Raw genomic sequence first — 26,483 nt, 5'->3', positions numbered from 1 at the left:
TAAGACCGTATCTTATGTGGTGATTTTGGCGAGTTTCTTGTAGCAGGTCAGGGCGGCGGCGAGGGTGAGGAAGGCGGTGAATAGGTCGCCGTGGCGCTCGTAGCGGACGGTCAGGCGGCGGTAGCCGAACAGCCACGACAGCGTGCGTTCGATCTTCCACCGGTGGCGGCCGAGGTGTTCTTTGGACTCGATGCCCTTGCGGGCGATGCGCGGGACGATCCCTCGCCTGCGCAGCCAGCGCCGCAGCTCAGCGGACTCATACCCTTTGTCGGCGCGGACCTTGGCCGGGCGGCGGCGCGGCCCGCGTCGGGAGCGGATCGGCGGGATGGCCTCGATGAGCGGTTTGAACAAGCGGATGTCGTGGGTGTTGGCGGCCGAGACGGCCACGACCAGCGGAAGTCCGGCCGCATCTGAGACCACGTGGAGTTTGCTGTCCTTCTTGGCCCGGTCGATCGGACTGGGGCCGGTCAGTGACCCCCTTTTTCGCCCGCACGAAGGCGGCGTCCACGATCGTGCTGCTCCAGTCGACCAGGCGGAGCCGGCCGAGCTCGTCCAGGACCGCCTGGTGCAGCCGCGGCCACAGGTCTTGTTCGGTCCAGAACATGAACCGGCGGTGGGCGGTGGAGGAGGAGACTCCGAACTCGGTCGGTAGGTGCCGCCAGGCGCAGCCGCTGGTCAGCACGTACACGATCGCGGTGAACACCGCCCGGTCGTCCAACGGCGCGGTCCCGCCGCCCTGCCGCCGCTCCGGATAGCGCGGCACGAGCGGCTCCCACAACTCCCACAGCTCATCCGGCACCAACCGCAGACCCAGACTCGACATCAACATGATCCAGGATCATCGCCGTAGATCGCCCGAAAATCCACGTAGGACATGGTCTTAGGGTTGACCGGATGAGCAGGGATCTACGTATTTGCTTCATCGGTGACTCCTTCGTCCAAGGGATCGGTGACCCGGAGTATCGAGGTTGGGTCGGCCGGGTCCTCCAGGCCACCCGCGGCGACGTCACGGCTTTCAACCTGGGCATCAGGCGCAACACCTCCGCCGATGTCCTCCGCCGCTGCTGGGAGGAAGTCGGGTCCCGGACGCTGCCCGGCGCCGACAACCGGCTGGTCGTCTCCTTCGGCAGCAACGACATGATCGAGGAGAACGGCGGAGTCCGCGTCGACCCCGCCCGCTGCTTGGACAACCTGGCGATGATCCTGGACGAGAGCCGGCGCCGGGCCGTCGCCGTCCTGGTGGTAGGTCCCCCACCGGTCATCGTCGCAGGAGAAGAGCATCTGCGACGGACGTCGAAGCTCTCCGAGGAGATGGCCGCCCTCTGCCGGGCACGAAGCGTCCCGTTCATCGCCACCACCCGGGAACTGGCCGACGACCCCGCGTGGACCCGGGAAGTCTTGGCCGGCGACGGTGCCCACCCGGGTAGCAGCGGCTACCAGAAGCTCACGGACATCATCCTCACCGGCCATTGGCATGAATGGATCACGCGCCCGGCTCAATAACCGGCAACCACCAGCACCCAGCATCACCCTCCGGCACATGCGCGGCCAGATAGCTCCCCGCTATCTGGCCGCGAGCCACGAGGCGGCGTCGGTTACTGATAGCTCCCTCGGGTGGTGCCGTGTTCGTCGAGGAAGGCGGTGAGGACCGCCAGGTCGAGTCCGGTGATTCTGGCCAGTGCCTGTTCGATGAGATCGCACGCGGTGGCGTAGGCCAGGGACATTCCGCGGTTGAGAAGGCACAGGTCTTCGGTGTCGTTGTCCTTCCAGCCGTTGGCTTCGGCGTTGAAGCTCGCGGCCAGCGAGGCGAGGTGATCGCGTTTGGCGTACAGCACCTCAAGGATTTCCTCCGGGACCTCGACGTCGGAAGCCGGCAGTCGAGGTCGGTACAGCGAGGTGTCGGCGTGTACCGGGTCGCCGGGGAGCGGCTCGCAGGCGTCGAGCTGGTCGTGGAGGCCGAACTGGTCGCAGAGCTCCCTGACCAGGAAGTCCTGGGAGTCGCTGTAGGCGGCGAGGCTGCCCCACCAGTAATCCTGTTCCTTCTCGTCTGCCTTTTCGATGGCCTTGACGGAGGTCTCGATGCTCTGGCGCAGCGCGGTGTGCGTCTGATGGACCGTGCGGGCCATCGCCCTCAGCGCGGAAGCTTCGCCCAGACTCGCGGGAAGGGCGAGCAGGAGGAGGGGTGGGATCGGCCGCGGATCGTAGGTTCCGGCCGCAGGCGGCTGCTCGCTCACTGCCTCGCCTCCGCCGGGCGTGCAGCAGTGGGGATGCCGGGCAGGTTCCAGGCCGCGTAGACGACTTTCCCTTCGAGGTCGTTGGGGTACCAGCCCCAGCGGTCAGCCAGCGCCTCGATGAGGACTAGGCCGCGTCCGTTCTCGTCCTGCTCGGTGGCAGTCCGCGGCTTGGGCAGTGCAGAGGAAGCGTCGCCGACCTCGATGAGCAGGTGGGTGGAGGTGCGGGACAGGTGGACGGTGAACGTCCCGGTTGCGCGCTCGTGCGGCTTGGAGGTTCGCTCGGCGTCAGCCGCGGCGACGGAGTTGGCGGCCAGTTCGGTGACCACCTGGGTGCAGGGGAGGACGAGGTCGTCCAAGCCCCAGGCGGAGAGACATTTGGCGACCGTGCGCCGGACGAACGGGACCGATACGGCAAGCGCCAGAAGGCACAGGCGTTCGGTCTCGAGCGGTTCCCCGCCTTTGCCGGGGCGGAAGAGGTCAGATGACATGGGCGAAGTCCGTTCTGGAATCGGAATCCAGCCTTGGCGGGTGTTCCGGACGGAAGGTCGGGTGGCGCAGAGCCCGCCCGAGTGGGTTGCGTCATTCAGTGGCTGAAGCACCTGGCTTCGGTGCGTCGAGCCATGGAGCTATCGATTGGACCGGGTCCAATGTCACATCCAAGCGGAGTGGCTGTCAATGGACCTGGTCCATACTTGTTTGGTATGGGTGAGCATGAACGAGTCAGAAGATCGAGGAAGGACGTCCATGGCAGCCCGGTATCAGGAGATCGCCGCCGACCTGCGTGAACGCATCGAGGTCGGTGAATACCCGGTGGGCGGCCGTCTGCCCGGCTACCGGGACCTGGCCCAGACCTACCAGGCGAGCAAGGACGTCATCCGCCGGGCGATCGCCGAACTGGAGACCGAAGGACTCGTCGAGGCCGCCCAGCGCCGGGGCATCATCGTGCGACCGCGCACCCCTCGACGCCGCATCACGCGGGACACCACCGTCAGACGCTCCAGCTCCGGATACGTCTTCCCCGGAGCCAGCACACCCGAGGAACAGTGGCTTCCGGTGATCCCGCCCCGCCGCAGCACGCAACCGGTTCCTGCCGACATCGCCGAACTGCTGGGAGTGGCGTCAGGAGAACCGTTGCTACGTCGCCGCCGGGTGATGGCCCCAGTAGGGGAGCCTCCGTTCGACATCACCGATTCCTGGATCCATCCCCAGGCCCTCGCAGACGCCCCGCAGGCAGGTGAGATCTCCACCGGCCCGGGCGGCTACCTCGACCGGCTGGAGGAAGCCGGCCACGGCCCACTGACCTGGACCGAACGCGTCCGCGCCCGCATGCCCACCGCCGAGGAGGCCCGGCTGCTGGCCATGCCTCGCTCCGGCATGCCGGTACTGGAACTGACCCGCACCGGCATCTCGGCCCGCACCGGCCGTCCCGTGGAGGTCACGGTCGTACTCGTCCCCGCCGACCGGGGAGAGATCACCACGGCGCTGCGACGCGATGACACCGCCTCCTGGCCCGTTCCTCCGGCCGATTCGGCCTGAGCGAGGTCAGGAGGCCGACAGCAGATCCAGGAGCGCGGAGAAGGAATCGGTGAGAGATTCCAGGACGGCTTTGCCCTTGTCGGCCGAGGCAAGGGAGGGTCGACCGACGACGCCGGTGTCGGTATAGCGCGCCAGGCCGGTGGTCAGCATGTGGCGGCGGTTCTCAGCGACGGTGTCGTCTGCTGAAGTGACGGGACCGACGAGGTCGGGGTGGGCATGGAGGAGTAGAGAGGTCTCCAGTTCGCCCGCGTGCATGTCCTCGTAACTGGAAGAAACCAGGTCTGCCGCGTTCCGGGCGTCCTGCCAGTCCTCTCGAGCGGGAAAGAGCGCCATGCGATGGCCGTCGGCGTTGGCCTCCTGGACGACGTTCGACAGGGTGTAATTTCCGCCGTGCCCGTTCACCAGGACGAGTGTCGGAACCCCCGTCCGAGCCAGGGAATGGCGGACGTCCCGGACGATCCGGCTCAGCGTCTCGGAGGAGATGCTGACGGTACCGGCCCACGCATTGTGCTCATGGGAGCAGGAGATCGTGACGGGAGGTAGCTGCAGCACCGGGTAGCTACGGGCGAGCTGGTCCGCGATCAGGCAGGCCACGATCGTGTCCGTGGCCAGAGGGAGGTGTCGGCCGTGCTGTTCGAAGCTGCCGATCGGCAGAAGGGCAATGCCGGACTGCTTGTTCTGGACGTCGAGGGTGGTCGTGGTGGGCAGCAGCTCTTTCACGTTCTCCTCAGTTCGGAGTCGGCCACGGCGCCTTTGCCGCTGCGCGCACTTTACCTCGCACCTCTTCCACGCTCCGGTCCCCCGACCACCGAGACAAACTGGCTTCCAGCGTGTTGAGCTGAGTTCCGACCCTCCACGAGCGGATCGTGTCCACGGCTTGGACGGCCTCCACGGTTACCTGGCAAGCTTGGTCACGTTCGCCTAGGGCCGCGTAAGCCGTGGCCAGGCGGGCCAGCCCCAAAACGCGATCGCGGGCCTGCATGGGATCCAACCCGCGCGAATGGTGTGCTTGCAGGACGGGCAGCGCATCGTGCGCTCGGCCTGCTCGCAGCAGAGACGCCCCGATCTCCATCTCGATGTAGGCCGGGGTGCAGTATCCGGCCCGGTCGGGCTCTTCCTGGCTGAGACTGTCATTGACCTCTGCCAGAGCCAGCTCGACGTCCTGTTGGAACCGGTGCCGGCTGTCCGTATGTGGCAGCAGGGCATGAGCGTGGAGACGCTGGCGCAGGATGACCGCGCGTAGCCGCGGGGTCAGCTGTGGAGCGGTGGCCAGCGCGGCGTTGGCCAAGGTGAGTCCGTGGTCAGGGTCTCCACTTTCGGTGGCTATGTTGCTCTTACGCATCAGGACATAGGCGGTGACCCGGGGATCTCCCAGCTCCAGCGCATAGTCCAGTGCCCGATTAGTCCATTTCGTAGCGCATGTGAAATCGCCGACGTCCTGGAACAGCCAACCGCAGAACTCCACGAATTCAGTGGCGAACACCAGTACACGGGAACGGTCTTCACCAGCGGTCCGGCAGATCTGCTCGACGACGGGGGCATGTGACGTGATCGCGTTGAGCAGCAGGAGCGGACCGAGCATCGCATCGGCCTGGATGTGGGCCGCCAGGATTCCCTGCAGCCCGCTCAGGAGCGTAGTGCCGCCCAGTTCCATCCGGCTGATCTGAGCGGTTGACACGATCATCCGGTCGGGAACGTCGTGCGGATCGCAAGGACGCGAGGAGCTGGACATCACGTGTTCTGGGTGACCGTTCTGTTCCCGGCCGGGGGTGAACCACAAAAGGTTCTTGGGAACGCCCAGAAGCCCCGTCCACTGAGTCAGCCGGGCCAAGTCCCGTACGGCCGGCCCGGACTCGATCCGACTGAGCTGCGGTTGCGAGAGGTGCAGCCAGGAGGCGGCCACGCTCTGTGAGATGGCTCGTCCATGATGAGGGTGCTGACGAAACGCGCGGATGAGCCTGCCCACGTGCTGTGTCTCGACCGCTCGGCGTATGTGGGGATCCTCCCAGAAACGCGCAGGCACATCGGGCGGCGCTTGAAGCGCATCGCGATACCCGCGCCGACAGGATCCGCACAGCTCGCCGCTGTTGTCGCGTGCCAGCCGTGTGTCGCACCGACGGCACGTATGCGCTCCCATGGCCTCATTCACCCAAAGGTCCTGTTCGGCACTGCCGCTTTGATCGATGGGCATCATTTTAGGCCGCTGCCAGGGTGGGGCATCGAAGAATTATGCGTCTTACGCATACCGCTTATGCATGGCGCGCATCGCCGTCGGCCGTCCACTCCCTGATCCTGGAAACGAAGCGGCCGTCGCCTAGCGGATGGGTGGGCAGGCTGTTTTGGAACTTCTGTCTTCTTGGTGGAGCTACGGGAAGGAGTACTCCGATGTCCGGCTCAAACACGCTTCGGGCAGGTGAAGCCGAAGCCCTCGAAGCGCTCAAGAACGAGTTCGGCACCACCCACCGTGTGTGGCGGAGCAAGTCCGAAGGCAGCCGATCAGGCGGTTGGTATGCCACGCTCCGCCGCGCCCCCCACCCCGACGAGGAAGGCCGACTTTTCCTCACGGTGGGTGCGGACACTCACCAGCAGCTCCACGACCTCCTCGTGCAGCAGGCAGAGATCGCCCTGCGGCCGCAAGAGCTTCGCGGGACGTGACGAGGTCCTGACACCCACCCCTGATCACGCCTGAGCAGCGCCTTCACCAGGACAGGAACAAGACGATGAGACGCGATACCGAGCCGTCAATCCAGCTCGGAGAGTTCTTCGCCCAGCTCTCGGTGGCGGGAGTACGGCATGCGGTGCTGCTCGGCGCGGACGGTCTACTGATAGGCCGCTCGTCCCAGACCGAGCAGGACGTCGGGGAGAGAATGGCTGCTGCGTGCTCCGGTTTGTACGCCCTGGGTATGAGCGCAGCCCCTGCCCAGGAGTGGCAGCCCGTCCACCAGATCCTCGTGGACTTCAGCGAGGGATTCTTGCTCACCCGCTCGGTGGACAAGCTCGTGCGCTTGGCAGTGCTTACCGACGGGGGCGCCGACCTGGCCACGATCGCCGAGCTGGCAGAACACCTCACCACCCGGTTCCGTCCCGCCCTGTCGTTGCTGAGCTGAGCAACGTGTCAGCAAGGACGTGGACGCAGCCCGCTGCTGGTGGGCGGTCATCACGACAACCACGAGATCAAGGGAGATCTGTATGACGACGGTCGACAACTTCGCCGATGAGGCGAGCCGTGCCCGCCAAGAGATGGTCGACAAGCTCGTCGCCTCCGGGATGATCACGTTCGACGGTGTGGAGCGTGCTTTCCGGACCGTTCCCCGTGAGGTGTTCATGCCGGAGGGGACCGGTTTGGAGGCTGCTTACAACCCTGATGACGCGGTCGCGGCCAAGACCGACCGGCACGGGCAGATCATCTCTTCGCTGAGTGCTCCGTTCATCCAGGCTCGCATGATCGAGCAGGCCGACCTCGCCTCGGGCATGTCCGTGCTGGAGATCGGCTCCGGGGGCCTCAATGCGGCGTTGATCGCCGAAGTGGTCGGGCTCGGCGGGCGGGTCGTCACCGTCGACATCGACCCCGACATCACCACTAACGCCGGCAAGGCTCTCGACGCCGCCGGATACGGAGGCCAGGTCGAGGTGCTGCTCGCCGATGCCGAACACCCCATCCCCGGTCTGGGCAAGGTGGACGCGGTGATCGTCACCGTTGGCTCCTGGGATGTGCCTCCGGCCTGGATCGACCACCTCAAGCCGGACGGCCGCCTGGTCGTGCCGCTGCGGATGAACAACGTCACCCGCAGCATCGCCTTCCGCCGCGTAGGTGACCATCTGGAGAGCACCTCGCTCGAGGTGTGCGGGTTCGTGCCGATGCAGGGAGACGGCGAGCACCAGGAGCGCGTCTTCGAACTGCCTGACCCTCGCGGCGGGGTCGTCAAGCTCCAGTTCGACGTCATGCCAGAGGAGCTGAGCCCGCTCGACGGTGTCCTGGCCAAGCCCCGCACCGAGCTGTGGTCAGGCGTCGACATCCCGCGCGGTGTCTCTTTCGCCGACCTGCACCTGTGGTTCGCGTCCTTCCTGCCGGGCTTCTGCCGGATCGCCGCAGGCGAGGGCACGGAGCTGGCTGAGGAACGCCGCTGGTTCCCCTTCGGCGCGGTGGCCGACGACGGCTCCTTCGCCTACCTGGCGATCGGTCCGGCTTCTGACGGCGACGGGGATGAGTTCCTCGCACGTGGCTGGGGCAAAGGCGATGCCGGCCCGGCTCTGGTCGCCCAGATCCAGGCCTGGGCCGCCGCCGGACGTCCCCAGCCCGACAGCGTCGCGTTCTGGCCGAACGGCAGCGATCACGACTTCCCCGAGGACGCCGCGGTCCTGGTGAAGCGGCACGGCCTGGTCACGATCTCCTGGCCCTCGGCGCAGTGACGCCGTAGGCCAGGGAAACCCCGAAACCGACCCAAGGAGACAGGAAATGAACGTCCTGACCCCCGACAGCCCGACCGCCGTCCTGGAGGACGACGACTTCGTACTGGACATGCGCGTCGTGGAGACCCTGACCCCGCTGATGGGCAACTGCAGCACCAGCGACGGCTGCGGCAGCACCTGCCAGACCAGCGCCTGCAACAGCGGGGTCGCCAACCCCGTCTGACATCCCGCCGCGCTGAACCTATCCGCCGTCCCGCACCTTGTAGTCGGACGGGACGGCGGAGAGCCCTCCACCTTCCGGGAGTTCGATGTGAAGACGTCTCGCTCCGTCCCCCTCGTCCCCTACGCCCATGACGGCGTGATCCTGGTCCGCGCGACCACAGATCCGGGCGGGTTCGATCTCCCCGACCTCGATCCCGCCGACCACCTCGCGCTGGAGACCGACGGACGTGCCTGGCTGATCAAGACGTGGGAACACCCGCAGATCAGGTCTGCGCTCAGCGAGGCCAGCCCCGACCTGGCCGAAGCCCTGGACCGCTGGACGCTCTCCGACGACGCCGCGACCGTCCGTGACGTGCAGCGCGCAATCCTGTCCCTGGCCGGTTACCTGAAGCGGTGGCAGGGCCGCGCCACACCGTTCGGCCTGTTCGCCGGGGTCACCACAGCTCGGAGCGGCCCAACCGCCGTCCGATTCGGCACCGGGCATCGTTCGATCGCCCGAGCGGACGCCGAGTGGCTGACCGACGTCATCACCCGCCTCGATGCGCACCGGCTGCTGCGGTCACGGTTGACGGTCGTCGCCGTCGGCACCGCCACCGTGCGCGACGGCCGTCTCATCGTGCCGCGCCGCACCGCAACCGGCGAACGCCTGCCAGGCCCGCTACGTGACGCAACGGTCCGCTACACCCGCCCAGTTCAAACCGCGCTGGCTGACTCCCGCACACCGATTCCCTTCGCCCAACTGGAAGCCGACCTCCTGCACGCCTATCCGACAGCGTCGCGCGAAGCGATCTGCAACGTGCTGCACGGGCTCATCGACCAAGGCGCGCTCATCACGAACCTGCGACCGGCGATGACGGTCGTTGACGGGCTCACACACCTCATCACCGTTCTGCGCCAAGCGCTCGGTGATGAGGCCGGCCCAGGACTGGACGACGTTGCCGAGCTCCTCGCTCAGCTGGAACACATCGGTGCCGACATTGCCGCACACAACACCGGCGACGCTACGGCAGCCGACTGCGCTATCACGACGATGGCAGGCGTCAACGTCGCCTCACGCCCGTGCCTGGCCCACGACGTTCGGTTGGACGCCGACGTGTCGATCCCCGCCCACGTGCTGGCCGAGGCCGAACGTGCCGCCGGAGTCCTGCTGCGGGTGGTGTCCCAGCCGTTCGGGACCGGTGCATGGCTGGACTACCACACCGAGTTCCGCCACCGATACGGCCCCGGCGCGCTCGTGCCGGTGACCGAGCTGGTGTCGGAGGCCGGGCTCGGCTACCCCTCCGGATTCCTCGGGTCGACGAAAGCCCGCCCCGGCTGGCGGATGATCACCGAACGGGACGTGGCGCTGCTGCGGCTGATCGAACGAGCCCACATGGACCAGGCCGAAGAGATCACCCTGACCGACGCCGACGTCAACGCCCTCACGTTCGGCGACGCCGCCGCGACGGTGCCGCCCGATCGGATCGAGCTGGCCTTCACCCTGCACGCCACCGACACTACGGCGATCGACCGAGGGGAGTACCGGCTGCGCGTGACCGGAGCGCCCGCCGTCCCCACCAGCATGGCCGGACGATTCGGACACCTGCTGGATGACGAGAACCGTGCACGGCTCGCCGTCGGGTACACCGACGCGTCCAGCGAAGCTCTGGCAGTGCAACTCGTCTTCCCGCCACGTCGTCCCCGCAACGAGAACGTCACCCGAACCCCGGCCTACCTCCCGCACATCGTGCCGATCGGCGACCACCCCGACAGCACGGCCGAAACAATGATCGGGATAGAAGACCTGGCGGTCACCGCCGACGCCGAACAGATGTACCTGGTGCAGGCCTCCACCGGCCGGAGGATCACGCCGCGGATCCCGCACGCCCTCGAACTCACGGTGCAGACACCACCGCTCGCGAGGTTCCTGGCCGAGGTCGCCGGTGCCCGTACCGCCGCGTTCAGCCCCTTCGATGTCGGAGCGGCCCGCAACCTGGTCTATATCCCGCGCATCCACTACCAGCGGACGGTCTTGGCACCGGCCCGCTGGGTCCTGGAAGCCGCCGACCTGCCCGAGCTGGAGACGTGGCTGCGCAGATGGAGAGTTCCGGCCCGAGTCGTAGTGAACACTGGAGCACTACGGCTGCCACTCGACCTCGGCCAGCCGCTCGACCGTGCCCTGCTCACAGCCCAACTGAAGAAGACACTCCGCATAGAGCTACTGGAAGACGCGCCCCCAGACGGATTCGGATGGTCGCACGGCCGACCGGTCGAGTTCCTCCTCCCGATGCGCGTCGCCGTGCCCCGTCCCCTGCCGACAACGACGCCACCTGGCAAAACCTACCCGCCGGGTACCGGCCTCGTTCTGGCCGCGCAACTGGCCGGCGACCCGGCCCGATTCGACGACATCCTGACCGGCCACCTACCCGTTTTCTTCTCCGGCCTGGACGGGCTGGTCGACCGATGGTGGACGACCAGGACCCGTGACCTGATCCGGGTCGAAGCCGACCACCACCTGATGGTGATCGTCCGCCTCCACGACCCGGACGGGTGGGCTCCGGCCGCACACGCTTTCGGGGAATTCGCCAAGGCCATGTCCCGAGCCGGTCTACCCAGCCGACTCACGTTCACCTCCTGCCACGAACACCCCGGCCGGTACGGGCACGATGACGCGCTGGACGCCGCCGAGCGGGTGTTCGCCGCGGACACGATCGCAGCCATCGCCCAGCTACAGGCAGCCCAATCCAGCGGAATCCCCCCGCAGGCGTTGGCCGCAGCGTCGATGGCGCACCTGGCCGCCGCATTCGCTCCCGACCCTGTCACCGGCTACCGCGCGCTACTCACCCGGCTACCTCGAGGGAGCGGCCCGATCGACCGCACACTGACCGCTCACGTTCACCGGCTCGCTGACCCCACCGACGGCTACCAGGCTGTCCAAGACCTATCCGACGGGCAAGCACTCGCAGAAGCATGGGCAGCCCGAGACATCGCCCTAACCGACTACCACCGGACGGTATCGAAGCAACGGGAACCCAACAGCGTGCTGCGCAGCCTCCTCCACGAACATCACCGACGAGCCGTCATCATCGACACCGAGGTCGAACGCGACACCGGCAGACTCGCCCGCGCCGCCGCGATGCGACGCCTCGCACTGGACGGAGCCGTCCGGTGAACTCGCAACCCCCGGGCCAGTCCCTCGCCGACGGCGCTGCCGGTCGCGCTCTCCTGCACGTCGAACGCGCGCTGCAGGACGGCGAATGGAGCCAAGCCCAGACCGCCATCCGAGAAGCTGTCGCCGACCCGGTCGACAGCGGCCCGAACGCCGGCCTGTACTACGGCGCCCCCGCCGTGGCATTCGTCCTGACCGCAGCCTCCACCGACGGCCACCCCCGCTACCTCAACGCCAGCCACACCCTGGACGAGTACGTCAGGACAGCGGCCGAGCGAAAGCTCACGCAAGCGACCGAGGCCATACGGACAGGACGATCGGCCATCTTCGCCGACTACGACCTGTTCAAAGGCCTGACCGGCTTCGGAGCGCTCCTGCTGGCCCGCGTCCCAGGCAGCGAAGTGTTCGGCAGCATCCTGACCTACCTCACCTGCTTGACCCGCCCCCGAGTGATCGACGGCCTCCAGGTGCCCGGTTGGTGGGTCGACCACCACCCCGACCCCGCCCTGCCGACTCCAGGAGGCCACGCCAACTTGGGAATGGCACACGGAGCCGCCGGGATTCTCGCGCTGCTCGCCCTCGCCGCCCGCGCCGGACACATTGTCAACGGGCAGCGGGAAGCGATCGAGAGTCTGATCGACTTCTTCGACCGATGGCGCCAAGACTCCTCTGAGGGGCCGTGGTGGCCGCAATGGCTGTCCCGCGACGACCTCCGCGCCGGGCTCCTCATCTCCTACACCCACCCAGGACGGCCGTCCTGGTGCTACGGCGCCGTCGGAATCGCCCGCGCCCTCCAACTCGCCGCTGATGCAAACGGCCAGGAATCCCCCCGAAAGGCCGCCGAGACGGCACTGGCCGCGAACCTGACAGACCACCACCTCGCCCGACTCGACACCCCAGGCCTGTGCCACGGACTCGCTGGCGTCTACCAGACCGCCTACCGAGCAGCCTGTGAAGCCCAGTGCCCCTCCATCGCCGAACGGCTCCCCACCCTCGCCGCCCGCCTGGCCGCTCTACCCGACGGCGACTCGGACGGCATGCTCACCGGCACCGCAGGCATCGACCTGGCCGCCGAGACCGCACGCCGCAACGTTCCTCCTGTTTCGGACTGGGACCGATGCCTGCTGATCACCTGACCTCGCCCACTCGGCTCACCGACGCGGTCCGAGCCGTCCTCGCCGGCACCGACACCGCTTCAGCCGCCGCCAGCTACGGAACTGAGGCCGCCGATCTCGACGACGCCGTCACCATCTATCATGCGGCCGGGACAGCGGCCTTGGAGCAGCGCGCCAGCGACGACTGGTTCCAGGTCCGGGCCGAACTCACCGACTGGACGAAAGCCGAGACTGTCGGCGCCTTCCATCTCGGGCCGCGTCTGGACGAGCTGACCGTGACCGGAGCAATCACCGGATGGTGGTTCCTGCGCAAACACCCTTGCTGGCGGCTCCGGCTCCACCACGCCGACCCTCACTCCGTCACCGAAGTGCTGGACGAACTGACCGCGATCGGGAGGCTCGCCGGATGGCAGCCGAGCCTGTACGAGCCGGAGACCGCCGCGTTCGGTGGGCCGACCGCCATGGGCATCATCCATGACTTGTTCTGCGGCGACACCGCCGGAGTCCTGGACTACCTACGGCAACCCGCCCCAGCGGTAGGCCGACGGGAGATGTCGTTGCTGTTGCTGGGCAACTTGCTCCACGCGGCCGGACTGGACAGCTTCGAGCGAGGCGACGTATTCGCGCGCACCGCCCGCCTTCGTCCGCCACCCGATCCCGCCGCGCTCGCGCCGCTCATCGACAACGTGCGAGCCTTCTTGTCTATCCCCGACCCGACCAGCAATCCGCTGTTTTCGGCCGAAGGCGACGTCGGCCACGCGACCGGATGGCTTGCCGCTTACACCGACGCAGGCCGTCGACTACGCGACGCTGCCGCCCAAGGCCATCTCGAACGCGGTCTGCGCGCCGTGCTCTCCCACATCGTGATCTTCCATTGGAACCGGCTGGGGCTGTCCACTGACCGGCAAGGCATCCTCGCCTCCGCCGCAGCCGCCGCGCTCCTGCCACCGGATTGACCAGGATCAGCACATGCACCTTGAAGCCGCTGCCCTCGCGCTGCGTCACTTCCCCCTGATCGGGTGGGCTAAGCCGGCCTGCCCCACCCTCGCCGAACGCATCGACGAGGTCGCCCGAACCGCTCGCCGCGCCGACACCGATCTCCTCCATGAAGGCGCTCACGCCCTGAACATGGCCGCCCTGATCGCCTCCGACTGCCGCCTGCCCGACCTGGCCACCGACCTGTGCCACCAGCACATCGACGCCTACCGAACCGAGGGGGCGCACTTCACCGTCACCCAGGCCCGCTACCAGCTGGAGCCCGTCATCAACCTCGTACGGCTTCGGCTGCGCGCCGCCGACGGGCAAGCCGCACTCGATCTACTCAACGCCATGTACAAGGCCGCCGTCACGCGCACGGACTTCGACGTCGACGGCCGGACCATCCGGCTGAGCGACCTGACCGGCACCCGGGAGGAATACCGCCGACTGCTGGAATCAGTATGGCTCCAGCTGCTCGGCGACGGCATCCGCGCACTGGTGCTCGCAGGCCGATGGGACGACGCAGCCGCCCACGCCCGCACGCACAACGGCATCGGCACGCGACTCATGGAGGGACGGCAGGCACTGGTGATCGCCCGGCTGCTGGCCGACGACCACGCCCAGGCGCAAGCCGTCCTCGACGACTCCAACCTGATCGACCCGTGGGAGAAGACCGTCGCAAGCTGCCTGGCCGTCCTGTGCACCACACCCGACGTGTGGAACGGAGGCGCGGCTCTCGACCGGATGCTGAAAGCATTCTGGAACGACCGACTCAGGCCCGAGTACATCGTCTTCCACACCCGCGCAGGCCTGACCGTCGCAGCCCTGGTGCAGCCGACCGATCCGAAGGCTGCCGCGCTTGCCCTGGAGCATGTCGTGGACAGGGCTCTGCGGATCGGTGACGGCTACGCCGCCCGCGAGATCCTCCGCCACCACCGAGCTGCTCCTTTCCTACGCCCGGACCGCCAGATCACGTTGAACGCACTGGTGGAGGGTGCAGGCCTCAACTCCGGGGCGATCCCGGATCAGCTGCGCCGCGTGCTCTTGGAGTCGGCAGAGACGGCTGCAGCGGCTGTGCGGTCCGTAGTTGCCACCGCGTCGACGAGCACATGAATGGAAAGTCCCGATGACACGAAGTCATCGCCTATCCAGGATCGAGACCTCGGTTCATCTTCTCCTTCCAGTGATCAGGTGAATGCTGTAGTTCTCGTACCCAGAGCGTTGCCTCCGCTGGTTCGGGATGGGCACGCTGTTCGGTTGAATGGTCTCGTGACGGATGAGCAGGTCGTCGAGGTGCGGCGGCTGATCGACGGGTTGCGGTGGGATCGGCGCCGTCATCCGTACCGTGGGCGTCGGGAGTACGCGGCACGGGCCGGTGAGGTGGCGGCGGAGATCGAGGGGCTGATCGGGCGGGGCCAGGCGGCTCAAGCGGTGCCGTTGGCGCGTCGGGCGGTGGAGCGGATCACTTCGGCGTTGATGTATCTGGACGACTCGCCGGGGATCGTGGGCGATCAAATGCGCGAGCTGATGTTCCTGTACGCGAGGGCATGCACGGCGGCGCCGCCGGACGCGGTGCGGCTCGCGGCATGGCTGGTGAAGATGCAGTTGGACGGGCCGGGCTGGCCGGAGATCCGGCTGGCGGAGTTCAAGAATGCGCTGGGAGAGCGGGGCTTGGCCGAGCTCGCCCGGCTCGTGGAGGAGCGCCGTGCCACCGATGATCCGGGTTCCTGGGCTGTGACCTGGGGCGTGAAGGATCTGCGAGAGCAGTTGGCGGCGGTCTCGGGCGATGTAGACGCGCATGTTGCGGTGCTGGCCGAGGATCTTCGCGGCACCTATCGCTACACCGAGATCGTGAAGGTGCTGCGGGCGGCCGGGCGGGACGATGAGGCCGAGCGGTGGGCGCGTGAGGGGCTGGCGCAGGACGGGGCTGGGCATCAGGCCGATGTGCTGCGGGATCGGCTGGTGGGCCTGTTGTTGGACGGCGGTCGTGGCGATGAGGCGGTTGCGCTGCGCCGTGCGGCGCTGGAACACCGGACACTGCACCGGGACTACGCAGCGCTGCGCAAGACCGCCGAGCAGGCTGACCAATGGCCGCAGGTGAGGGACTGGGCGCTGGACGTCATCCGCGACCGGGCTCGGGCCGACCACCGGTATACGGCCGAGCTGCTGAGCACCTTGATCAGTGAGAATCTGCTGGACGAGGCGTGGCGGCTCGCGGTCGCGCACCCGAAGGAGCTCCACGAGTCGCAGTGGTTCGCTCTGATCGAGTTGTGGGAGGTCGGCCATCCCGCCGAGGTGATCGTGCCCTACCAGGGCTTGATCGAGCGGCGGTTGGAGACGGTCGGTGACAAGTACCGCTACAACAAGGCGGTCAAGTCGATGGTCCGGCTCAGGGAGGCCTACCGGCGCTCAGGGAACGGAGCCGGTTTCTCCGGTTACCTGGCCGGATTGCGGGACCGGCACAAACGCAAGACGTCGTTCATCGCCAAGCTCGACAAGGCCGGACTGCGTCCCTGAGCAGCCTTGTCATCAAGGACACCTTCGGGTTCAGCCCCTACCAGCCGCCGCCGTCTCCGCCATAGTGGATGCGCAGGGTTTCAGCGGCCTCCGCCGTCACCCGGGCAGTGTTTCGGATCTTGAGGGACAGACCTGGATCTTCGATCAGCGGGACGACGGCATCGTGCATCGCTGCGCCGAGAGAGATCAGCGCCGCTGCGATCTTCCCTCGCAAGTTCATGTGTTCATGATCTGGCAGCAGTTCCGCATGCTCCAAGCCCCCGCAGCGGTGGCGCTCGTCGGCAAACAGGCCCGTGATGGAGCGCACTGATGAGTGAGGAGGAGCTCGACGGCGAACTGGAGACGATTTAGGCCATCCACGCTCTGCTGGCGGAGGCCAGCGACGGGGAGGCTCTTACCGCGGACGGCCTGGCGCTCGGGCTCGTCGCTTCGGCGGAAGGTTGGTTCGGCGGCGGCCGGCGGGTTGTGGCGTTGTACGACCTGATGCGGTGCGTGGAGATCCTGATGGCAGAAGGTATGGATGAGGAGGAGGCGGTGGAGTATGTATTCTCCAGAATCCGCATGTCTCATGAGACATGCGGCCACGCCATGGCGGGTGCTCGATGACGTCGGCGCGAGAACTGATCGACTCGTTCGACCCCGAGGAGCGGTTCCTGCTCGCAGACGGCTTCGACGAGGCGCTGATCTTCCCTCGCAAGTTCATCTGTTCAGAGCCGGACGGCCGCAGCACTCGCTGGGTCCAGGTGTCCAACCGCCGCACGTTGGTCAGTCGGGAGGTTGCGGAGAAGGGCCCGCCCTCAACCGGTGGTAGCAATTCCGCTGGTCAGTAGCTCGGCGAAGACTTCTTTGGGCTTGAGGTAGCCGAGGATAGCCCGGGGCCGGTTGTTGAGCTCATCAGCGACGGCCTGCAGATAGTCCGGGTCATTGGTGATCACGGTGCCTTTGGGGAAATACTCCCGCAGCCATCGGTTCGTGTTCTCATTCGTGCCGCGCTCCCAAGGGCTGTGGGGGTGGGCGAAGCAGACGGGAAGTTCGGCTTTGAGGGTGATGGCGGCGTGGTCGGCCATCTCCGAGCCGCAGTCGCAGGTCAGAGACCTGCGCAGAGTGCCGGGAAGATCCTGGACGGAATCGATGACGGCCTCGGAGACCGTGGCGGCGTTGCGGGCGGCCAGCGGGACGAGCACGACGAACCGGGAGACGCGCTCGACCAGGGTTCCCACCGCGGTCTTGCCGTCCTTGCCGATGATCAGGCCGCCTTCCCAGCCGCCTTCCCAGTGGCCGGGGACCTGACGGTCGGCGGCGTCGGCGGGGCGTTCGGTGATCCACCGCATCCCGGCGGTCCGCGGAGCCTTGGCGACGCGGCCGTGGGCGGGCTTGCGGCGGGTGCGGCCCGAGCGCAGGGCCAGTCCCTGACGGGCGAGTTCGCCCTTGGGCAGCGCGTAGATCCAGGCGTAGACCGCTTCATGAGACACGCGAACAGCCTCCTCGCCAGGGTGGTCGATGGGCAAGCGGCCGGCGATCTGCTGTGGCGACCAGCCCTGCTTCAACAGCTCGACCACCACCAGCCGCAGATACGGATCGTCGTCCATCTTGCGCGCCTTGGGCCGTTTGCGATCCGTCGTCGCGGCCCGTTCCGCCCTCGATGCCCGATATTCTGCCCGGCCGCCATGCCGGTCGATCTCCCGCGACACGATGCTTGCACACCGGCCGATCCGTGCCGCGATCTGCTTGTTCTCCAGCCCTTCGGCGATTCCCCGGGAGATCTCCTCCCGATCCTCCAAAGTCAGCATTCGACGCACGACTCCCACAGCAGACCCCCGGCTCGGCTCGCCGAGAGAACTACCAGCCAACAAGATCAATTGCTACGACCGATAGAGGGCAGGGTTTTTCTGGCCGAGGGACCAGCGCAGGACTAGGACCACCTGCCGGAACGGGGTCAGAGTCCGGCTGCCCTTCGGGGTCCCGCGCAGCCGCCGTTCGGCCACCAGAAGCCAGGCAACATACGAACGAGGTCACGGGAGACGTCGAGCGTGGCACGATGGACAATCACGTGGAGCCTTCCGGAAGACGAAGACGAGCTGTGGCGGCCCTCTTCCTACCGGGGCTCCACGTCCCGTTTCCGGCCTTCGACGACCTCTTCCGGAACTCCCGCCCCTTACCCCAGAAATACCAATTGACCGAATTATTCCACTGAGATTAACTTAGTGAACGGTGACGGTCGCACGCTGCGCAATTCGGGTCGCGGTATCTGAACAGCTCTCCCTTTAAGGGTTTCGGGTTGAGAGCTTCGCGGGACATCTCCAAGTAGTGCGATCCAAGCCGCCCTACAGGAGAAACCTCGTCATGGCTCTCGACTCAACCAACCTGCGCGGCGCTCAACGTGACGGGCAGCCCAAGGCTGCAAGCGGCGAGGCTTCGTTTGCGATTTCTGCGCCGTCTCTGGCTCTGCCCAAGGGCGGCGGCGCCATCCGCGGCATCGGCGAGAAGTTCGCCGCCAACCCTGTCACCGGCACCGGCTCAGTGTCGGTGCCCATCGCTACCAGCCCAGGGCGTTCCGGCTTCGGGCCGCAACTCTCCCTGTCCTACGACTCCGGTGCAGGTAACGGGCCGTTCGGTTTCGGGTGGAGCCTGTCGCTGCCATCGATCACGCGCAAGAGCGAGAAAGGCCTGCCACAATATCTCGACGCGGTGGATCCCGATGTCTTCATCCTTTCCGGGACAGAAGACCTGGTGCCGGCTCTCCGGGCCGACGGTACGCGCTTCTGCGACGACACGACCGCGCCCGGGTTCGTCATTCACCGATACCGTCCTCGTATCGAAGGGCTCTTCGCGCGCATTGAGCGCTGGAGTAAGATCGGCTCGCCCGGCGATGTCCATTGGCGCTCGATCTCCAAGGACAACATCCTCACGCTCTATGGTTATGACGCGAATTCGCGCATTGTCGACCCGCTTGACGACAGCCGTATCTTTTCATGGCTGATCTGCGAATCGCGCGATGACAAGGGCAACGGCATTCGCTATCTGTACAAGAAAGAGGATGGAGCCTACCAACCCAGGTCAGGCCAGGCCGATCCGTTCAATCAGGTCCACCAGCGCAACCGGGGCCTTGCCTCCGATTCGCGGCGCACTGCGCAACGATATCTGCAGCGGGTGCTGTACGGAAACCTCAAGCCCTTGCTGGATGCCCAGGGCCGGCGCCCCCGGTACCTGAGCGAGCTGCCTGATCCGCCGTCGGACACCGCCGCCGACTGGCTCTTCGAAGTGCGCTTCGATTACGGAGAGTTGGACGAGGGCAACCCGACGGGCCAGCCGGAGAAGTCCTGGCTCTACCGCCCCGATGCTTTCTCCAGCTACCGCTCGGGTTTCGAGGTGCGTACCTGCCGCCGCTGTGAGCGGGTGCTGATGCTGCACCACATCCCCGATCAGCCGGCGGGCCCGGGTCGGGCGGTGCAGCCCGGCTACCGGGGCGTGGTTCGCAGCACCGAATTCACCTACGACGACGAGATCGACCCCTGTCTTGCCACACGGCCCGTCTACAGCTTCCTGAAGCAGGTGGCGCAAACGGGGTGGACGCAGGAAGGCGGTTCGACCACACATAGCAGCCTGCCGCCGGTGGAATTCGAATACACCGAGCCCCTCGTACAAGAAGTTGTCGAAGAGGTCGATCCGGCGAGCCTGGAGAACATGCCCATCGGCCTGGACGGCAGCACCTACCGCTGGACCGATCTGCACGGCGAAGGCATCCCCGGCATCCTCACCGAGCAGGCAGGCGCCTGGTTCTACAAACGCAACTGGAGCCCGATTCCCCAGACGCAGACCGACGGCAGCAAGGCCGTCAAGGCCTGCTTCGCCCCGCTCGAAGCGGTCGCGCTCAAGCCCAATGCGTCCTTGAACGTCGGCGCCGAGTTCATGGACCTGGCCGGCGACGGCCAACCTGATGTCGTCGTCATGCAAGGACCGACGCCTGGCTTGTATGAACACGATGAGGTCGAGGGCTGGCAGCCCTTCCGCCCCTTTACCTCGCGCCTGAACCGCGACCTGCGCGATCCCAACCTCAAGTTGGTCGATCTCGACGGCGACGGCCATGCTGATGTGCTCATCACCGAAGACGACGCATTGGTCTGGCATGCCTCGCTGGCCGAAGAAGGCTTCGGCCCTGCCCGCCGCGTCGCCCAGGCGCTTGATGAGGAGAAAGGCCCACGCGTCGTCTTCGCCGACGGCACACAGTCGATCTTCCTGGCCGATCTGTCGGGCGACGGCCTCACCGACATCGTCCGCATCCGCAATGGTGAAGTCTGCTACTGGCCCAACCTGGGCTATGGCCGCTTCGGCGCGAAGGTGACGATGGACAACGCGCCATGGTTCGACAACCCCGACCAGTTCGACCACAAGCGCATCCGCCTGGCAGACATCGACGGCAGTGGCACCATCGACATCATCTACCTTCACCGCGATGGCGTGTGCCTGTACTTCAACCAGTCGGGCAACGGCTGGAGCCAGCCTCAGCTGCTCAAGGTGTTCCCGCGCGTCGACGACCTAGTGAGCATCGTGCCCACCGACCTGCTCGGCAACGGCACCGCCTGCCTGATCTGGTCCTCACCGCTGCCAGGCGATGCGCGGCGGCCGATGCGCTACGTGAACCTGATGGGCAGCCGCAAGCCGCATCTGCTGGTCAAGACCATCAACAACCTCGGTGTCGAAACTCGCGTCGACTACGCCCCTTCGACCAAATTCTACCTGCAGGACAAACAGGCCGGGAAACCCTGGATCACGCGCCTGCCGTTTCCGGTACACGTGGTCGAGCGCGTCGAAACCTACGACCACATCAGCCGCAACCGCTTCGTCACCCGCTATACCTACCACCACGGCCACTTCGACGGTGAGGAGCGCGAGTTTCGGGGCTTTGGCATGGTGGAGCAGTGGGACACGGAGCAGTTCGCAGCCCTTGCCGACGGAGCAGTGCCGGCCGACAACATCGACGCCGCCTCACATGTTCCGCCGGTCCACACCAAGACCTGGTTTCACACCGGCGTCTATCTTGGCCGCCAGCATGTCTCCGACTACTTCGCCGGCCTGCTGAATGCCACCGACCAAGGCGAGTACTTCCGCGAACCCGGCCTCACCAATCCGCAGGCACGGGCAATGCTCTTGCCGGACACCGAACTGCCCGAAGGACTCACGCTCGAAGAAGAGCGCGAAGCCTGCCGTGCCCTCAAGGGCTCGATGTTGCGCCAGGAGGTCTATGCCGATGACGCCGACCATCCCGGCGCCACGCAGGAGCAGATCGAGCGTGCCCGCAGGCCCTACACCGTCACCGAGCAAAACTTCACCATCCGCACCTTGCAACCACGGGGTTCCAACCGCCATGCCGTGTTCATTACCCATGCGTGCGAGGCACTCAGCTACCACTACGAGCGCGATCCGATCGATCCACGCATTCAGCACGCGCTGACACTGGAAGCCGACGACTTCGGCAACATCCTCAAACAAGCTGCCATCGGCTACGGCCGCCGCGCCTCGCCGCTGTCGGAGCAATGGGATCGCGATCGGCAGACCACGCGGCTGCTCACCTACACTGAAAACCGCGTCACCAACGCCATCGACTCGCCGGACACTCACCGCAACCCGCTCCCCTGCGAGGCGACTACCTTCGAACTGACCGGCTACCCGGCCACCGGACCGGCCGGCCGCTACCAGGCCTCGGACTTCGTCGAACCCGACCCCGCAGCGCCAGGCCGCCTGCGCCACAAGTTCACCGCCCCGGAAGTCCCGTATGAGGCCACCGCCTCCGGCAACCAACGCTGTCGCCCCATCGAGTCGCTGCGCACGCTCTACCGCCGCGACGACTTGACCGGCCTATTGCCGCTCGGAGAACTGCAACCGCTCGCCCTGCCGGGAGAGAGCTACAAGCTCGCTTTCACCCCCGGTCTGCTCGCCCAGGTCTTCCAGCGTCCGCGCCAGGACCAGGCCCCCGAGCCGCTGCTGCCCGACCCGGCCGCCGTGCTGGGCGGCCAAGCCGGCAACCGGGGAGGCTATCTGCAAAGCCAGGTGCTCAAGACCGACGGACGCTTTCCCGAAGGCGACGCTGACGACCACTGGTGGGTAGCCTCCGGGCAATCGTTCTTCAGCCCGAACCCCGCCGACAACGCGCCCACTGAATCGGCGCAAGCCCAGCAGCACTTCTACCTTCCGCGCCGCTACAGCGACCCCTTCGGTCAGAACGCGTTCGTCGACTTCGACGCCCACGACCTGCTGATGGTCGAAACCCGCGACGCGCTCGGCAACCGCATCATCGTGGACGTCAACGACTACCGCGTGCTGCAGCCGCGCCTGGTCAGCGACCCCAATCGCAACCGGACCGAAGTCACCTTTGACACGCTCGGCATGGTGGTCGGCACCGCCGTGATGGGCAAGCCGCTACCCGCGCCGGCGGAAGGCGACTCACTCGCCGGCTTCGTCCCCAACCTCACCCAAGCCCAGCTCGACGGCTTCTTCGACGCCGCCGATCCACACGCAACGGCCGCGACGCTGCTCAAGGACGCCACCACGCGCATCGTCTACGACCTCGACCGCTTCCAGCGCACACGGCACGCGAATCCAAATGCCCCGGAGCAGTGGCAGCCAGCCTGCGCCGCAACACTCGCCCGCGAAACCCACGTCAACGCCACACTGCCGCCGCAAGGTTTGAAGATCCAGCTCAGCTTCAGCTACTCCGATGGCTTCGGCCGCGAGATCCAGAAGAAGATCCAGGCCGAGCCCGGACCGGTGCCGCAGCGCGACGCTGCGGACAAGATCATCGTAGGTGCCGATGGCCAACCCGTGATGACACCAAAGGACGTGAGTGCGCGCTGGGTCGGCAGCGGATGGACCATCCTCAACAACAAAGGCAAACCGATCCGCCAGTACGAGCCCTTCTTTACCGACACCCACCGTTTCGAGCTGGACGTGCGCATCGGGGTCAGCCCGGTGCTGTTCTACGACCCGGCCGAGCGCGTCATCGCCACGCTGCACCCGAACCACACCTACGAAAAGGTGGTGTTCGACCCCTGGCAGCAGACAACGTACGACGTCAACGACACCTGCGCGCCCCCAGTTCATAAACCCGGCGATCCGCCACCACGCGAGACCGGCGACCCGCGAACCGACCCCGACATCGTCGGCTACGTCAAGGAATACTTCAAGGCCCAGCCGGAGACTTGGCTGACCTGGCACGCCCAGCGCATCGGCAACGCACTGGGCGCCGACGAGCGCAACGCCGCCGAGCGTGCCGCAGACCATGCCGACACGCCCACCACCACCCATTTCGACGTCTTGGGTCGCCCATTCCTCACCGTCGCGCGCAACCGCGTCGTCTGCGCTGGACACGATCTCGACGGCACCGAAGAAAGCTTCACCACCCGCGTCAAACTGAACATCGAAGACAACCAGCGCACCGTGCGCGACGCCATCCAGCACGCTGGCGACCCGCTCGGCCGCATCGTCATGCGCTACGCCTACGACATGCTCGGCAACCGCATCCACCAACTCAGCATGGAGGCCGGCGCGCGCTGGACGCTCAACGACGCGGCCGGCAAGCCCATCCGCGCCTGGGACAGCCGCGGCCACAACTTCGCGACGAAGTACGACGCGCTGCGCCGCCCGATCGAACAATCGGTGCGAGGCACCTTCAGCAACGCCGATCCACTCAAACCCAACTCCGACCCGCGCACACTGAACCGCGACATCCTGGTCGACAAGATCGAATACGGCGAGCCGCCACTCAACGCCATGCCAGCCCAGGAAGCCGAGGCTCAGCGCCTCAACCTACGCACCCGCATCTTCCGGCACTCCGATTCCGCAGGTATCGCCACCAACACACGGCTCGACGCCGGCGGCAACCCGGCCGAGGCCTACGACTTCAAGGGCAACCTGCTGTGCAGCACACGGCAACTGGTCAGCGACTACACCGCCATTCCGGACTGGCTGTTGAACCCTCAACTCGACGCCGAAACGTTCGAGGGCAGCACTCGCTACGACGCGCTCAACCGCCCCATTCAGTCCATCGCCCCGCACAGCAGCCTGACCCGGCCCAGGCACCCGAACAAGTTCAACGTCATCCAGCCCGTGTTCAACGAGGCCAATCTGCTGGAGCGGGTGGACATCTGGTTGGAGCGCGTCGCCGAGCCGGCTGGCCTGCTCGACCCGGCCGTCGTCGCGCCGTCGCCGGTCGGCGTGACCGATATCGACTACGACGCCAAGGGCCAGCGCACCCTCATCGACTACAAGACCCGGGATGCCACGGTCATCCGCACCTCCTACGCCTACGACCGCGAAACCTTTCGGCTGCTGCACCTGTACACGCGTCGGGGCGTGGATCCTGCGACGGCCCAGGGCGCGGCCTTCACCGACGACTGCGAGAACCCGAACCCACCGCCGGCCACCATCGCCGCGCCCGAGCAGCCGACCGCGGGCAAGGGCTGCGGCTTGCAGAACCTGCACTACACCTACGACCCCGCCGGCAACATCACGCACATTCGCGACGACTCGCAGCAGACGATCTACTTCCGTAACCGGCGCGTCGAGCCGAGCAACGACTACATCTACGACGCGCTCTACCGGCTGATTCAGACCGACGGTCGCGAGCATTTGGGCCAGGCGACTGGCGGTGAACGTTTGCCGCCGACTGCCCCAGACGGGTTCAATGCCTTTCACACGCGACTCGACCACCCGGGCGACGGCAACGCCATGGGCACCTACACCGAGCGCTATGTGTATGACGCCGTCGGCAACTTCCTGCAGATGCAGCACCGCGGCAGCGACCCAGCACATCCGGGCTGGACGCGCGCCTACACCTATGCGGAGACCAGCCTGACCGAGCCGGGCAAGCAGAGCAACCGGCTGAGCAGCACGCAGGTGGGCAATGGCGTCGCGGCCGCACCCGAAACCTACCTGCACGACGCCCACGGAAACATGCTGCGGATGCCGCACCTGGGCGGTGGCCTGCCCGGGGCGGGCATGCACTGGGACTACAAGGACCAGTTGCGCCAGGTCGACAAGGGCGGCGGTGGCGCCGTCTTCTACGTCTACGACGCCTCAGGCCAGCGCGTGCGCAAGGTGTGGGAAAAGGCGCCGGGCCTCACGGAAAAGCACATCTACCTGGGCGGATTCGAGATCTTCCGCAAGCACGGCAGCCCCATCAGCGCGAACACCGCCACGCTGGAGCGCGAGACACTGCATCTGATGAACGACAAGCAGCGCATCGCACTGGTGGAAACCCGCACGCTGGACACCGACGGCGACGACCTCGCTTCCGCCCGGCTAATCCGCTACCAGTTGGGCGACCATCTCGGTTCCGCCGCCGTCGAACTGGACGAGCTCGCCAGGATCGTGTCGTACGAGGAGTACACGCCCTACGGCAGCACCTCCTACCAGGCCGTCGCCGCCCAGACCGAGACCCCGAAACGCCATCGGTACACCGGGAGGGAACGCGACGAGGAAAGCGGGCTGGGCCATCACGGCGCCCGCTACTACGCACCCTGGCTCGGGCGGTGGACCAGCACGGACCCGAACCTGTTCGAGGACGGGACGAACCTCTACGCCTACGCGCGCTGCACCCCGACCGTCCTCACCGACCCCTCCGGCAGGCAGACGCCACCACGCCCCGCGCCCTACCGGCCCCTGGTGCTGCCACCGCCACCGCCACCGGAACGTCCCAGGATCAACCTGCAGCGCTACCGCGATCTCGGGATTCCGCTGCCACCGCAAAGTCCCGGTCAGGCGGCCAGACTGCCCGAACTGAAGATCGTGGTCGTTCTCGGTGCGCGCGGTCCACTGGAGACAGCCCAGGGAGAACGCGGTGGCCCGATCGGCCAGGGCTATTTCGTCGGACCCCACTCCCAGCAGCCCAAGCCCCGGCAGGGTACCGAGTCCCACCACGGCATACCGAATGAGCTCGCCCAGCACCTGGTGTGGGGGTTCCGGAAAGGCGCGTCGCCGAGCGTGCTGCTCACCGCGAAAGCGCACAACGCCACCAGGGGCGCGACCAACACTTGGCGGAAGCAACTCGATCCCAAGTACAGGACCGTCGACCCGACCACCAAGGCGATCAGCGTCAAATGGGAGCTCGTCGCCAGGGACAAGGCGATGGTCCGCGACCTCGCTGAGAAGCTGTTCGACGCCGCCGAGGTGCCCAAAGAGGTCCGCCAGGAGTACTACCGGCAGTTCGAGATCTACAAGGAGAACCAGGAGTTCAAACGGCAGGAGCAGGAGTACGACCTGGCCCTGTCCGCATGGAAGATCCAGTACGGACTGGCGTTCGTGCCGTACAAGGCGCCGACCGAATGA

General features: G+C 66.7%; 19 protein-coding genes. 12 read left to right on the top strand and 7 right to left on the bottom strand.

Features of this window, described 5'->3' with window-relative positions:
- Positions 1 to 12: 12 nt before the first annotated feature.
- A protein-coding gene (locus C2865_RS14185) for an IS5 family transposase (RefSeq protein ID WP_232835639.1) occupies positions 13 to 814 on the bottom strand; the annotation gives its coding sequence in 2 pieces (ribosomal slippage) (positions 13 to 484 and positions 483 to 814; 804 coding nt in all).
- 80 nt (positions 815 to 894) lie between these two features.
- On the opposite strand from C2865_RS14185, the gene C2865_RS14180 reads away from it, so the two are divergent.
- On the top strand, positions 895 to 1,503 hold the full coding sequence (locus C2865_RS14180; RefSeq protein ID WP_106398930.1) for a GDSL-type esterase/lipase family protein: 609 nt from the start codon (positions 895 to 897) through the stop codon (positions 1,501 to 1,503).
- A 92-nt stretch (positions 1,504 to 1,595) separates the two neighbouring features.
- On the opposite strand, the gene C2865_RS14175 is transcribed toward C2865_RS14180, so the two are convergent.
- Together C2865_RS14175 and C2865_RS14170 are read right to left on the bottom strand one after the other, a co-directional pair.
- On the bottom strand, positions 1,596 to 2,234 hold the full coding sequence (locus tag C2865_RS14175; protein WP_106398929.1) for a hypothetical protein: 639 nt from the start codon (positions 2,232 to 2,234) through the stop codon (positions 1,596 to 1,598).
- On the bottom strand, positions 2,231 to 2,722 hold the full coding sequence (locus C2865_RS14170) for an ATP-binding protein (RefSeq protein ID WP_106398928.1): 492 nt from the start codon (positions 2,720 to 2,722) through the stop codon (positions 2,231 to 2,233). The genes C2865_RS14175 and C2865_RS14170 overlap by 4 nt, the downstream gene beginning before the upstream one ends.
- A gap of 256 nt (positions 2,723 to 2,978) precedes the next feature.
- Here C2865_RS14170 and C2865_RS14165 point away from each other — a divergent pair, with 256 nt between their 5' ends.
- Positions 2,979 to 3,770 (top strand): GntR family transcriptional regulator, encoded by a 792-nt coding sequence (locus C2865_RS14165; RefSeq protein ID WP_106398927.1) that lies wholly within the window; start codon positions 2,979 to 2,981, stop codon positions 3,768 to 3,770.
- A 6-nt stretch (positions 3,771 to 3,776) separates the two neighbouring features.
- Here C2865_RS14165 and C2865_RS14160 read toward each other — a convergent pair whose 3' ends face one another.
- Complete coding sequence (locus tag C2865_RS14160; protein WP_106398926.1) at positions 3,777 to 4,490, bottom strand: creatininase family protein; 714 nt, start codon at positions 4,488 to 4,490, stop codon at positions 3,777 to 3,779.
- Between the two features lie 7 nt (positions 4,491 to 4,497).
- A complete protein-coding gene (locus tag C2865_RS14155) occupies positions 4,498 to 5,736 on the bottom strand; it encodes a helix-turn-helix domain-containing protein (RefSeq protein ID WP_157963709.1) in 1,239 nt (412 codons plus the stop codon).
- 419 nt (positions 5,737 to 6,155) lie between these two features.
- Here C2865_RS14155 and C2865_RS14150 point away from each other — a divergent pair, with 419 nt between their 5' ends.
- From C2865_RS14150 to C2865_RS14110, 9 genes are all read left to right on the top strand, one after another.
- Positions 6,156 to 6,425 carry a hypothetical protein gene (locus tag C2865_RS14150; RefSeq protein ID WP_106398924.1) on the top strand — a complete coding sequence of 90 codons (270 nt, stop codon included), beginning with the start codon at positions 6,156 to 6,158 and terminating at the stop codon, positions 6,423 to 6,425.
- Positions 6,426 to 6,490: 65 nt separating this feature from the next.
- Positions 6,491 to 6,877, top strand: a complete 387-nt coding sequence (locus tag C2865_RS14145) for a roadblock/LC7 domain-containing protein (RefSeq protein WP_106398923.1) — start codon at positions 6,491 to 6,493, stop codon at positions 6,875 to 6,877.
- 19 nt (positions 6,878 to 6,896) lie between these two features.
- Positions 6,897 to 8,180 (top strand): methyltransferase, FxLD system, encoded by a 1,284-nt coding sequence (gene fxlM, locus C2865_RS14140; protein WP_232835594.1) that lies wholly within the window; start codon positions 6,897 to 6,899, stop codon positions 8,178 to 8,180.
- Positions 8,181 to 8,226: 46 nt separating this feature from the next.
- Complete coding sequence (locus C2865_RS14135) at positions 8,227 to 8,403, top strand: FxLD family lanthipeptide (protein ID WP_106398921.1); 177 nt, start codon at positions 8,227 to 8,229, stop codon at positions 8,401 to 8,403.
- Positions 8,404 to 8,538: 135 nt separating this feature from the next.
- Positions 8,539 to 11,553 carry a lantibiotic dehydratase gene (locus tag C2865_RS14130; RefSeq protein ID WP_232835593.1) on the top strand — a complete coding sequence of 1,005 codons (3,015 nt, stop codon included), beginning with the start codon at positions 8,539 to 8,541 and terminating at the stop codon, positions 11,551 to 11,553.
- On the top strand, positions 11,550 to 12,686 hold the full coding sequence (locus C2865_RS14125) for a lanthionine synthetase C family protein (RefSeq protein ID WP_106398919.1): 1,137 nt from the start codon (positions 11,550 to 11,552) through the stop codon (positions 12,684 to 12,686). The genes C2865_RS14130 and C2865_RS14125 overlap by 4 nt, the downstream gene beginning before the upstream one ends.
- On the top strand, positions 12,668 to 13,621 hold the full coding sequence (locus tag C2865_RS14120) for a thiopeptide-type bacteriocin biosynthesis protein (RefSeq protein WP_106398918.1): 954 nt from the start codon (positions 12,668 to 12,670) through the stop codon (positions 13,619 to 13,621). The genes C2865_RS14125 and C2865_RS14120 overlap by 19 nt, the downstream gene beginning before the upstream one ends.
- A gap of 13 nt (positions 13,622 to 13,634) precedes the next feature.
- Entirely contained in the window at positions 13,635 to 14,756 is a 1,122-nt protein-coding gene (locus C2865_RS14115; protein WP_106398917.1) for a hypothetical protein, read from the top strand.
- Positions 14,757 to 14,912: 156 nt separating this feature from the next.
- The gene (locus tag C2865_RS14110; protein ID WP_106398916.1) at positions 14,913 to 16,160 is read left to right on the top strand and encodes a hypothetical protein; all 1,248 of its coding nucleotides are present in this window, start codon (positions 14,913 to 14,915) and stop codon (positions 16,158 to 16,160) included.
- A 37-nt stretch (positions 16,161 to 16,197) separates the two neighbouring features.
- Here C2865_RS14110 and C2865_RS14105 read toward each other — a convergent pair whose 3' ends face one another.
- Positions 16,198 to 16,467, bottom strand: coding sequence for a hypothetical protein (locus C2865_RS14105; protein WP_106398915.1), 270 nt, complete (start codon positions 16,465 to 16,467; stop codon positions 16,198 to 16,200).
- 490 nt (positions 16,468 to 16,957) lie between these two features.
- Positions 16,958 to 17,950, bottom strand: a complete 993-nt coding sequence (locus tag C2865_RS14100) for an IS30 family transposase (protein ID WP_198653321.1) — start codon at positions 17,948 to 17,950, stop codon at positions 16,958 to 16,960.
- A 553-nt stretch (positions 17,951 to 18,503) separates the two neighbouring features.
- On the opposite strand from C2865_RS14100, the gene C2865_RS14095 reads away from it, so the two are divergent.
- Complete coding sequence (locus C2865_RS14095; protein ID WP_106398913.1) at positions 18,504 to 26,483, top strand: SpvB/TcaC N-terminal domain-containing protein; 7,980 nt, start codon at positions 18,504 to 18,506, stop codon at positions 26,481 to 26,483.

The organism is Actinocorallia populi (genome assembly GCF_002995495.1).
Lineage (GTDB): Bacteria > Actinomycetota > Actinomycetes > Streptosporangiales > Streptosporangiaceae > Actinocorallia > Actinocorallia populi.
Note: the sequence above shows the minus strand (reverse complement) of the source record. Positions and strands in the feature narration are given on the sequence as shown.

Bases quoted from the DNA above. Each gene is read 5' to 3' on its own strand.
- C2865_RS14095 (WP_106398913.1), top strand. From the start codon at position 18,504: ATGGCTCTCGACTCAACCAACCTGCGCGGCGCTCAACGTGACGGGCAG.
- C2865_RS14145 (WP_106398923.1), top strand. From the start codon at position 6,491: ATGAGACGCGATACCGAGCCGTCAATCCAGCTCGGAGAGTTCTTCGCC.
- C2865_RS14170 (WP_106398928.1), bottom strand. From the start codon at position 2,722: ATGTCATCTGACCTCTTCCGCCCCGGCAAAGGCGGGGAACCGCTCGAG.
- C2865_RS14115 (WP_106398917.1), top strand. From the start codon at position 13,635: ATGCACCTTGAAGCCGCTGCCCTCGCGCTGCGTCACTTCCCCCTGATC.
- C2865_RS14180 (WP_106398930.1), top strand. From the start codon at position 895: ATGAGCAGGGATCTACGTATTTGCTTCATCGGTGACTCCTTCGTCCAA.
- C2865_RS14165 (WP_106398927.1), top strand. From the start codon at position 2,979: ATGGCAGCCCGGTATCAGGAGATCGCCGCCGACCTGCGTGAACGCATC.
- C2865_RS14120 (WP_106398918.1), top strand. From the start codon at position 12,668: ATGCCTGCTGATCACCTGACCTCGCCCACTCGGCTCACCGACGCGGTC.
- C2865_RS14100 (WP_198653321.1), bottom strand. From the start codon at position 17,950: ATGCTGACTTTGGAGGATCGGGAGGAGATCTCCCGGGGAATCGCCGAA.
- C2865_RS14150 (WP_106398924.1), top strand. From the start codon at position 6,156: ATGTCCGGCTCAAACACGCTTCGGGCAGGTGAAGCCGAAGCCCTCGAA.
- C2865_RS14135 (WP_106398921.1), top strand. From the start codon at position 8,227: ATGAACGTCCTGACCCCCGACAGCCCGACCGCCGTCCTGGAGGACGAC.